The 6,855-nt window shown below is 76.2% G+C and carries 7 protein-coding genes; all 7 read right to left on the bottom strand.

Translation table 11 applies throughout. The features are described from left to right. Positions 1 to 710 (bottom strand): UDP-N-acetylglucosamine 2-epimerase (locus ACVMLK_RS18970; protein WP_457487290.1); only part of this gene is annotated, 710 nt, incomplete at its 3' end. Continuing rightward, complete coding sequence (locus tag ACVMLK_RS18965) at positions 707 to 1,951, bottom strand: glycosyltransferase family 4 protein (protein ID WP_457487289.1); 1,245 nt, start codon at positions 1,949 to 1,951, stop codon at positions 707 to 709. The genes ACVMLK_RS18970 and ACVMLK_RS18965, both read right to left, overlap by 4 nt. A 4-nt stretch (positions 1,952 to 1,955) precedes the next feature. After that, positions 1,956 to 3,182: a DegT/DnrJ/EryC1/StrS family aminotransferase gene (locus ACVMLK_RS18960; protein ID WP_232477213.1), complete on the bottom strand. Its 1,227-nt coding sequence runs from the start codon at positions 3,180 to 3,182 to the stop codon at positions 1,956 to 1,958. A 71-nt stretch (positions 3,183 to 3,253) separates the two neighbouring features. Then, the gene (locus ACVMLK_RS18955) at positions 3,254 to 3,877 is read right to left on the bottom strand and encodes a sugar transferase (protein WP_422922299.1); all 624 of its coding nucleotides are present in this window, start codon (positions 3,875 to 3,877) and stop codon (positions 3,254 to 3,256) included. Beyond that, positions 3,870 to 5,093 carry an O-antigen ligase family protein gene (locus ACVMLK_RS18950; protein WP_457487288.1) on the bottom strand — a complete coding sequence of 408 codons (1,224 nt, stop codon included), beginning with the start codon at positions 5,091 to 5,093 and terminating at the stop codon, positions 3,870 to 3,872. Before ACVMLK_RS18950 ends, ACVMLK_RS18955 begins: the two co-directional genes overlap by 8 nt. Then, on the bottom strand, positions 5,090 to 5,983 hold the full coding sequence (locus tag ACVMLK_RS18945) for a hypothetical protein (RefSeq protein WP_198367089.1): 894 nt from the start codon (positions 5,981 to 5,983) through the stop codon (positions 5,090 to 5,092). Before ACVMLK_RS18945 ends, ACVMLK_RS18950 begins: the two co-directional genes overlap by 4 nt. A gap of 78 nt (positions 5,984 to 6,061) precedes the next feature. Beyond that, the coding region (locus ACVMLK_RS18940; protein WP_457487287.1) for a heparinase II/III domain-containing protein at positions 6,062 to 6,855 on the bottom strand (794 nt) is incomplete at its 5' end.

The raw sequence follows: 6,855 nt of genomic DNA, 5'->3' as shown, positions 1-6,855 counted from the left end.
GCGCCCAGCGCCGCCAGCAGCGCCGCCAGCGCCGCCGGATCGTCCACATTGGCCGGGCGGTGCAGGGTGACGACGCCGTAGAATCCCGGCGCCAGTCCGCCCGGCAGGGGCCGCGCGCGGGCGGCGGGCAGGCGTGCGAGCAGCGTGTCGATCATCGCGTTGCCGACCGCCCGCACCGCGCCCGGCGCGTGGCCCTCGGCGAGCAGGCGCTCCGCCGTGGCGTGATCGGGCGCCCAGAGCAGGTCACTGACGGCATCGACGGCGCGGCGGTTGATCTCCTCCGGCATGTCGCGGTCGCCGCAGCGCAGCCCGGCCTCGAGATGCGCGACGGGGATGCCCAGCTTGCGGGCGGCCAGCGCGGCGGCCAGCGTGCCGTCGACATCGCCGGCCACCACCACCAGGGCCGGCCGGCGCGATTCCCACAGGGCGGCGCAGGCCATCAGGGTGCGGCCGGTGGTTCCGGCATGGCCACCCCCGGCCGCGACACCCAGGTCGATCTCCGGCTCGGGCAGCCCGAGATCGGCCAGATGCGCGCCGAACATCGCCGCGTCCCGGTGCTGGCCAGTGTGCAGCAGGACCGGGCGGCAGAAGGCCGGGCGGGCAGCCAGGGCGTGCCAGAGCGCCGCCAGCTTCGGCAGGTTGGGCCGCGCGGCGGCGACCAGGTGGATCTCGGCCATCCCGGCCAGGGAGGTGGCAGCGGGCCCGTTCATGCCGGCACCAGCGCGCCGGCCGGCTCCGCCCGCACCGCGCCCTCCACCGCCTCGACGAAGCGCGCCGCCAGCAGGCGCCGGTCCCATCGCCAGACCGCCTGGGAGCGCGCCGCCCGCCCCATCTGCCCGCGCAGCCCGGGATTGGTCACCATCCAGAGCAGGGCATCGGCCAGGCCGCCGGCCTCGCCCGGCGGCATGGCGATGCCGCAGGGCCCGTCGGCCAGCAGGCGCGCGGCGCGGCCGGGCAGGTTGGAGACGACGGGCAGGCCGGCGGCCAGATAGTCCATCAGCTTGTTCGGCGCGGTCAGCTCGGCGAATTCCGGCACCGGCGCCAGGCAGTGCAACCCGACCTGGCAGCCGGCAAGCAGGCTGGCCAGCTGCCGCTTGGGCAGCGGCGGCAGGAAGCTGACATTGTACAGCCCCCGGTTCATCACCTCCTCCTGCAGCCGCGCCTTCTCCGATCCGTCCCCGACCAGCAGCAGGCGGATGCGCAGCTCCCCCCGGGCGCGCAGGATCGCCGCCGCCTCCAGCAGCTGCTCCAGCCCGTTGGCGCGGCCATGCGCCCCGGCGTAGACCGCCAGCATCTCCCAGGGCGCCGCCTCGTCCGGCCGCCAGGCGGGGACATGCGGGCCGAACAGGTCGAGGTCGCAGCCGTTCGGCACCACGTGCAGCCGATCCGGCGGCGTGCCGCGGGCGCGCGCCGTCTCCGCCATGCCCTCGCTCAGCGCCACCACGGCGGCCGCCTGCCGGCAGGCGGCATTCGCCAGGTGCTCCATCCCGGCCAGGGCCCAGCCGGGCACGCCGCCGAGGGCGCGGGGCAGCTCCGGCCAGGGGTCGCGCATCTCGTAGACGAAGGGCGTGCCGCGCAGCCGCCGCGCCAGCAGCGCCGGCAGGGTCACGGTGAGCGGTGTCGAGCTGGCGATCACCAGGTCCCACCGCCCGGCCAGGGCGAGCCGGCCGGCCTCGGCGGCATAGCGCAGGAAGGCGCCGCCGCGGGCGCCGAGCCCCTGCGCGTTGCCGCAGGGAATGTCGTACTCGACCAGCCGCAGCCCCTTCACCTCGCCCTCCCGCCGGCCATGGCGGAAGGCGCCCTCGAGGCCGGTCTCGGCGCCGGCATAGCGGCCGCAGGCGATCGTCACCGCGTGGCCGCGCGCCTGCAGCGCCCGGGCCATGGCGTGGCTGCGCGTGGCCGTGGCGCCGGCCGGCGAGGAATAGTGCTGGTGCAGGTAGAGAATTCGCATCGGCTCAGGTCCGGAAGCAGCCGCGGATGACGGCGATGACACGGTCCTGCTCGGCGGCGGTCATCGCGCCGCTCGGCAGGCAGAGGCCGCGCTCGAAGAGGCGGCCGGAGACGCCGGCGCCGTGGCAGCGCGCGCCGCGGAAGGCGGGCTGCATGTGCAGCGGCTTCCAGACCGGGCGGCTCTCGATGTTCGCCGCCTCCAGCGCCCGCCGCACCGCCTCGCGCGAGGTGCCGGAGCGCAGCGGATCGATCAGCATGACCGAGAGCCATCGGCTGGAGCGCGCCCAGTCCGGCTCCGGCATGAAGCCGACGCCCGGCAGGTCCGCCAGCGCCCCGGCGTAGCGGGCGAAGACCTGGCGGCGCTCCGCCACCCGCGCTTCCAGCGCGCCGATCTGCGCCAGCCCGACCGAGGCCAGCACCGAGGACATGCCGTAGGAATAGCCGGTGGTCTCGTGCTGGTAGTGCGGTGTCGCCTCCTTGGCCTGGGCGGCGAGGTGGCGGGCGCGGGCGATCAGCGCCGGCTGGTCCGAGACCAGGGCGCCGCCGCCGCCGGCGGTGATGATCTTGTTGCCGTTGAAGGAGAAGGCGGCGAGCGCCGCGCCCTTGCCCACCGGCCGGTCGCGGTAGCGCGCGCCCAGCGCCTCGGCGCTGTCGCAGAGCACCGGCACGCCCCAGCGGCCGCAGATCGCCAGGATGGCATCGAGGTCGCAGGGCTGGCCGTAGAGATCGACCGGCACCACGGCGCGCGGCAGCCGGCCGCGCCGCGCCGCCTGGATCAGCTGCTCCTCCAGCACCTCGGGGTCCATCGTCCAGCTGTCCGGCGAGACATCGAGGAAGCGCGGCCGGGCGCCCATCTGCACCGCCGGGGCGATGGTGGCGACGAAGGTGAGGCTCTGGGTCCAGACCTCGTCGCCGCGCTCGACGCCGAGCACGCGGTAGCCGAGGTGCAGCGCCGCGGTGCCGGAGGCGAGGGCCGCGGCATGGGCGAAGCCCGCCGCCTCGGCCACCGCCTGCTCGAAGGCCTCGGGCACAGGGCCGGCGGGCGCGATCCAGCCATCCGTCAGGGTGCGGCTGAGCACCGCCAGCTCGCCGCCCACCAGACTGGGCGGCGACAGCAGCAGCCGCTCCCGCGGGGCCGCCAGCATGGCCGTGCGGCGCGGGAAAAAGAGCACGCCCGGGGGGCCCGCCGGTGCGGCATCCGTGCTGTCATTGGCGGCTTTGGCGGAGGCCATGGGGGGCAGGCTCACCCTTTTGTGAACGCAACCCTAACCAATCAAATCCTGTGAGATTCAGCAATGGATAATCAACCTGAGGTTTGTAACCTTTGTTTCGCTTCCGCCTCGGCCACCGTTTCGAACCGCGGCATGCTGGCATGGCCCGGCGCGGTCACGCCGCGGCCACGCAGCAGCACGCCCAGCGTGCCGAGCAGGGCGCGCAGATCGCCCAGGGCGGTCACCCGGGCGGCATAGCGCGCATCGCGCTCGAGCCGCTCCGGCCAGGGCACGGCGTTGCGCCCGGCCGCCTGCGCCGCTCCGGCCAGGCCCGGCCGCACTCCCAGGCGCAGGCGCTGCCGCGCGGAATAGAGCGGCGTATAGGCCGGCGGCAGCGGGCGCGGCCCGACCAGGCTCATCTCGCCGCGCAGCACGTTGACCAGTTGCGGCAGCTCGTCCAGCGCCGTGGCGCGCAGCCGGCGGCCGAAGGAGGTCAGGCGTTCGGCGTCCTCGCCCGGGCCCTCGCGCATGCTGCGGAACTTCAGCAGGGTAAAGGGCCGGCCGCCGCGCCCGGCCCGCTCCTGCCGGAACAGCACCGGCCGGCCGAGCGCCAGCCGCACCGCCAGCGCGGTGCCGAGCAGGAAGGGCGAGAGCAGCAGCAGCAGCAGCGCCGCCGCCAGCAGGTCGACCGGGCGCTTGATCCAGGCTTCATACACGTCGTGCCACCATCCCGAGGGAAAGCGTGAGGCCGAGGGCGAACCAGACCATCCGGTTGCCGAGATCGGTCGAGACCATCGCCGCCATCGCCACCGGCAGCACCAGCGCGGTGACGCGGGCGACACGCTGCGGCGCGGCGTGGCGGCTGCGCACCAGCAGCAGCAGCCCGGCGCCGCCGAAGCAGAGCAGCCAGAGCAGCAGCCCCGGCAGGCCGCCCTCGGCCAGCGCCTCCAGCGCATGGTTGTGCGGGTAGAGGCCCCGCCGCTCGCCATGCCCGGCGGCGATGGTGAAGCCGCCGGTGCCGAGGCCGAGCGGCAGCGTCGCCCCGCCCCAGTCCAGCGCCGCGCGCCACAGGGCGGGGCGGGCCGAGGCCTCCATGCCGCCCTCGGTGAAGCGCTCCAGCGTGCGCAGCCCTTCCATCGCCGCGCCGTCCAGCAGCAGGCCGGCGAGGCCGAGCGCGCCGGCCAGCCCGGCGGCCGCGGTCCAGGCCAGGGCGGCGCGGGCGCGGCCGGCGGACCAGCAGCGCAGCGCGGGGGTCAACAGCACGGAGAGGCCGAGCGAGAGCAGCGCCATGCGCCCCCCCGGCAGCAGCGCCGCCCCGGCCAGCGCCAGGGTGAAGCCGGCCCAGAACAGCCGCCCGCCCCAGCCCGGCGACTCGACCAGCCGCACCGCGCCGAGGCCGGCGGCGCAGGCGATGGCCTGGCCGGCCAGCTGGTACTGCACCCGCAGCAGGTCGGGATTGGCGCCGGCCACGCCGCCCAGCACCACCTGCCCGGTGGCCAGTCCGAAGGCGACCGAGGCGGCCACCAGGGGGCCGATCATCAGCGTCGCCCCGGTGAAGAGGCGGCGCGCCGGCGCGTCCGCCCCCACCGCCAGGCCGGCCAGCAGCATCACCGGCCCGACCAGCACGATGTCCGGCAGCTTCGCCGCCAGGACGGCGCCGCTGGCGCTCCACAGCCCGGCCAGCACCAGCCAGAGCCAGAGCATCCCGACCGCCGCCAGCGGCGGCCCGAGCAGGGGATGCAGCCGCCAGCGCCGCGTCAGCAGCAGCAGGGCGAGCGCCGGCAGCAGCAGCGCGGCGGCGAGCAGCGTCAGGTCGAGCGGCAGGGCGGCCGCCAGCGGCGTGCCCTTCAGCGCCCCGGCGAAATGCAGCGCCGCCGCCGCCGCCCCGGCAAGGCTGCCGAGCGCGGCGCTGTCGATGCGGGGCGGCGTCACTCCGCCGGGTCCGGCCGCCAGCCGCGCCGTGCCTCCCTCCGGGGCCCCATCCGGCGCTCCGCCGGGCCGCCGCGCAGCAGCACCAGGCAGGCGCCGAGGAAGAGCCAGGCCATCGGGGCGGTCAGCAGCAGCAGCAGCAGCAGCAGCGGCCGGTTCGGCTGCGAGGGGCGCAGCTCGACCAGCGGGCCGGAGACCAGCCGCGCCGCCACCGAGCGATCCGCCGCCAGCACCAGGGCGGCGCGCTGGTGCTGCGCCAGGAGCTCGAAGAGCGGCGTGCGGAGATAGATGTCACGCTCCTCCGCCAGCCGCGACTCCAGCGCCGCGACCCGGCGGCGGGCCAGGGCGAGCAGGTCCTCGCGCACCCGCGCCTCGGCGAAGTCGTGCAGCCGCGCCAGCGCCTCCAGCGCCGCCTCGCGCCGGGGGTGGGCGAGTTCCAGCGTCCAGGTGACGGAGGCGAGCGACTGGGTGACGGACAGGCCCCGCTCCAGCCAGCGCAACGCGTCATCCGCGTCCGGCGGCCGGTCGAGGCCGAGCGCCTGGCGCAGCGGGGCGAGCGCGCCGCCCTCCCGCGCCGCCGCCAGATCGGCCAGCAGGCCAGTGTCGCGCGCCAGCATGGCGGCGGCCTCGGGACTGCGCAGCGCGGCGAGGTAGACGGCGAAATTGCCGCCCGGCCGGGTGTCGAGCAGGCTGCCGGGCGCCAGCGCATTGGCCGAGATCAGGCTGGAGGTGGCGATGCCGGTGGTCTCCGCCGGCGCCACCACCGCCTCGGCCACATAGGCGCGGGGCCAGGCCAGGATCGTCGCGACGCCCGCCGCGATGGTCAGCAGCATGGCCAGGGCGAGCCAGCGCCACAGCCGGCCGATGCCACGCAGGAGCTGGTCAAGCGGCATCGCGGCTCATAACCCTGCCAGTGCGATGGCCCACAACCCTGCCCGTGCGATGGCTCACAACCCTGCCCGTGCGATGGCTCACAACGTCACCCGCGTGACGATGCGCGAGACCGGCGCCGCGGCATGCACCGCCAGGACCCGGCAGGGGCGCACCACCCCATAGGCCGGGCTTTCCCAGCCCTCCTCCTCCACGAAGTGGAGCGGGGCATCGGCGGTGACGCGCAGCAGCGCGGGGCCGGTCACGCCCTCGGGCATCAGCCGCCACGCGCCGGGCCCCAGCCGCCAGCGCAGCGTCAGGCTGCGGAACCGTCCCCCCACCTCGTCGATGATGCGCCATTCCCGCCCCATGACGGCGACACGCCGGGCATGGCGCCGGCCGCGCCGGTCGCGTGACAGGGCGCCGTCCGGCAGCGGCCGCAGCCAGGGCCAATGGGCGTAGAGGAAGCGGCCGGCGCGCGGCATCGGCTCCTGCCCGTCGAACAGGATGCTGTTATGGGCGCGGGCGGAGGGGAAGTGGTCGAGCCACCATTCCTGGCCGGGGGGCGGGTTGTAGGCGCCGGTTCCCGCATCGGTGAGCAGCGGGCGGTCGCCGTGCCACAGCTCGAAATGCAGCAGGTCCGACTGTCCGGGGCGGAAGTGCAGCGGCCCGGTGCGCAGCAGGCCGCGCGCCCCGGCCTCGGCCCAGCCCATGCTGCCGCTGGCGGTCCAGCGCGGGACCGGCGGCATGGGCGCGCCTTCCGGCAGGTCGAGCCAGCGGCAGCCCGGCTCGGCGGCGAAGCCGGCCGAGGCTCCGGCGAAGAGGCGCATCGCCCGCTCGACGCTCCCGCGCGCATCGGCGGCGCCGCCCAGCGCCAGATCGGCGAAGGCGGAGC

Source organism: Teichococcus aerofrigidensis, from assembly GCF_054073225.1.
Note: the sequence above shows the minus strand (reverse complement) of the source record. Positions and strands in the feature narration are given on the sequence as shown.